Below are 3,106 nucleotides of genomic sequence, written 5' to 3'. Positions count from 1 at the left end.
TATTTCCTCAAGAAAATTTTCCGAACTTGCCTACACCCCGTATATTTGTGAATATTTACGATGTCAGGGTAAGAATCTTTGCGTGAGATCCGTGAATAATGACTACGGAGAGCCGTATGCGTTAATAGCGCACGTACGGTTCGATGAGGGGTAGGGGATACAACTGCTAGGCCAGTAGCGCACGGCCGGGATACTAAGGCACTGCCAGACGAAAGGGGCAGTATAACGGACTGTCCTGACCTAAACGCTACCAGGCGGCAAGAGACCCCGCCTACTCTACTTCCCGGCGCATTTCTGAATACATGAAGGTACCGGGTACCGGTACCACCCGCAAATTCGCTTTGCTATTTTGCACGGGTCTTTCCTTGGGCAACATCCCTGTCATGACCTTGACGTAGCTGTTTTTTTTGATGACAGACTAGCTGAGGAAGCGATTCTTGACCTCACCATGGAATTAACCGTAACTCTTACCTGCAAACTTCACATTCCAGTTGATGTGTGCCCTCTAAACCAGGCAAATACCGGTTTTCGATACCATGTGACAAAAGGCGTGTTGTTAATTTCCAGAGATGAAGAAGAAACATATGATTTCATAGAAAAAACGTGGCGAGATTATTTGGACTTTCAACCACTGGCCAGACAGGTGTTGAAAGATCTAATAGATAAATAAACAGTGAACAAAAAGGAACTCTGTCACAAATGAGCCAACCACTATTATTCACTGTTTCCCTTTGGAGAGAAGCCGCCTGAGAAAACAAAGAAGAAAAGACCATCTAAAATATACTGTATGAATAATTAAAGTATAATAGAGGGTCTTTCGGAACAACATGTTTATTATATAGAATCTGTTATTCGAGTAGCAACTGTCGCTTTTTTGACTTAAATTGAGAAATAAACCTTATTTACAGTTATTGTTTCTTTCATCCTGCTCCTTTGCAAGCCTGATGCCGGTTGGAGTTGTGCACAGCCCGCCCATACATGTACAGCGCAATTCGGGTGGCAGTTGTTTTCCTACTCTAAACATAGTCTCTGCAGATTCATCAAGTGGAATACATGGGTCAAAACCGTTGATAACAATATTGGCACATACAAGGGCATTGGCAGTGGACATGGCGTTTCTGCTGATACATGGAACCTGAACCAATCCGGCAACAGGGTCGCAGATTGTTCCCAGTATATTTTGTATTGCACAGGATGCCGCATCAAGTGATTGCTTGACTGTACCACCCATAAAGTAACAAAGACCGGCTGCAGCCATTGCAGATGCTGCTCCCGGCTCTACCTGACAGCCATATAGTTCTGCGGAATAGTTGTAGTCTTTGGCCATACAGATGCCTACTACCGCAGCTGCCAGCATTCCCTTTACCTTTTCTTCAAGGCTTAAGCCCAGGGTTTCGCCGATACCCAGTATTGCACCGGGAATAACCCCTGCGGAACCTCCGGTGGGTGCGCAAAGCACTTTACCCATGGCGCTGCTGTATTCCATGGTTGCAATTGACCACGGAACCGCTGTGTTTAAGACTCCCATGTCTATCCATGTGTGGCCGTTTTTTGCCCCCTCGCTAATTTTACCCGCTGTTGGTTTAATGATTCCGTTCATCTCAATATTCCCGGTCATGGCTTCATGAATACCTGATACCATAATATCTATCATTTTTTTCATATAGAAGATTACCTGGTCACTGGTCCATCCACTGCGGGCACATTCGTAATCAATGGCAAGTTCCCAAATCTCCTTACCCTCTTCAACAGACATTGCCAAAAGCTCTTCACCGCTTTTAAAGGGTACATTGCAATTTTTGTTGGACAAAACCGCCAACACTGGCTCAATGATTTTTATATCCTCAATACTGCCTATTTGTTTGATTGCAGCTATATCTGCCGGTGAAAGATTACTGCGGCGCTTAATATTTATAAGTGCTTTCTCTCCGGAAGAAGATGTTGCAAATCCCTCATTGTCGGCAAATATGTTATTCAGTTTATCTATAGCTGCTGCCAGGAAATCTTCATTATTTTCTGTAAATATTAATATTTCATAGCAGTCTCCAACCACAGAGACATCAAAGCCGTCAATATTAAGAAGTTTGACCGTGCCGCCACCGGTAGAGTCTGAATACACTGTGACTTTTTCTCCGCAATCACTTTCCAGTGTCAAACGAGCGAGGTTGGGGACTGTAGCTTCAAAATCGCCTTCTTGAAATAGTATCTCTACATTCCTTTTTTTTGCCTCTGTGAAGGCATTGTGCAGGCTGTAGCTTTCGGGGCGATAGCCCAGTAAGCCGGAAGTAAAACCATAATTAGAGCGCTGTCCTCTGTACATATTGATATAAGCGCCATCTCTGGCAAATTCAACAGTAGCCTTTTTCAAATTATGGTGAAGCAATTTGTCTGGCTAAAAAGCCTATGCGGGCAGGACCACAGGTATGAGAACGTGGAGGGCCAATCATAACGGGACCTATAATATCGTTGAAAATGCTGGGACACCAATGGCTCATTATTAATTCTCCTTTTAAAAAATTCATATATATGAAACTTGTTTTTTATATATTAGCACGGAGCAAGCTAAAAAACAATATATAATTTCATAGTAATGAAATATTATTGTAAGTGTACAGATATAATGGTGTGAGTTACCGTTTTATGATTGTTCATATTTATGAAATATTATGGAATGATTTGCTTTTTTGTTGTTATAATAAATTTATAAGGGGATGGTTATTATGGAAAAATATTAACTTGATCATATAGGAGATAGGTTTAAAGAACTGCGAAAAGAAGCAAAATCTAACATTAAAAGAGCTTTCCGAAAAGACAGGACTGTCCATTGGTTATTTAAGCAACTTGGAGCGCAACATTTCTAGCCCTACACTGGAATATATGCAGCGGATCTGTGAGATACTTGGAGTCAGCATTACTGATCTGCTTATACCCCAAAAACAAGAGCATATTATTGTAAGAAAAGCTGATAAAATAACCATTATTGAGAACGATTTTTTAAAGTGTGAGTCTATAAACTATGGCAGATACAATATGGAGTGCCTGTGTATAACCGTTCATCCGGGGGCCTCTTTTAAGTGATGAAACATGGGGCATGCCTACGGATGAA

General features: G+C 41.8%; 3 protein-coding genes. 2 read left to right on the top strand and 1 reads right to left on the bottom strand.

What is annotated here, in order from left to right:
* Positions 1–298 precede the first annotated feature (298 nt).
* Entirely contained in the window at positions 299–670 is a 372-nt protein-coding gene (locus SSCH_RS07225; protein WP_044664878.1) for a nucleotidyltransferase domain-containing protein, read from the top strand.
* A gap of 228 nt (positions 671–898) precedes the next feature.
* Here SSCH_RS07225 and SSCH_RS07220 read toward each other — a convergent pair whose 3' ends face one another.
* The gene (locus tag SSCH_RS07220; RefSeq protein WP_156972166.1) at positions 899–2,368 is read right to left on the bottom strand and encodes an L-serine ammonia-lyase, iron-sulfur-dependent, subunit alpha; all 1,470 of its coding nucleotides are present in this window, start codon (positions 2,366–2,368) and stop codon (positions 899–901) included.
* Positions 2,369–2,751: 383 nt separating this feature from the next.
* Here SSCH_RS07220 and SSCH_RS17530 point away from each other — a divergent pair, with 383 nt between their 5' ends.
* Positions 2,752–3,078, top strand: a complete 327-nt coding sequence (locus tag SSCH_RS17530) for a helix-turn-helix domain-containing protein (protein WP_084711007.1) — start codon at positions 2,752–2,754, stop codon at positions 3,076–3,078.
* Positions 3,079–3,106 lie beyond the last annotated feature (28 nt).

The sequence above is a fragment of the Syntrophaceticus schinkii genome (assembly GCF_000946815.1).
Lineage (GTDB): Bacteria > Bacillota > DSM-12270 > Thermacetogeniales > Thermacetogeniaceae > Syntrophaceticus > Syntrophaceticus schinkii.
This window is presented reverse-complemented; position numbering and strand designations above follow the sequence as displayed.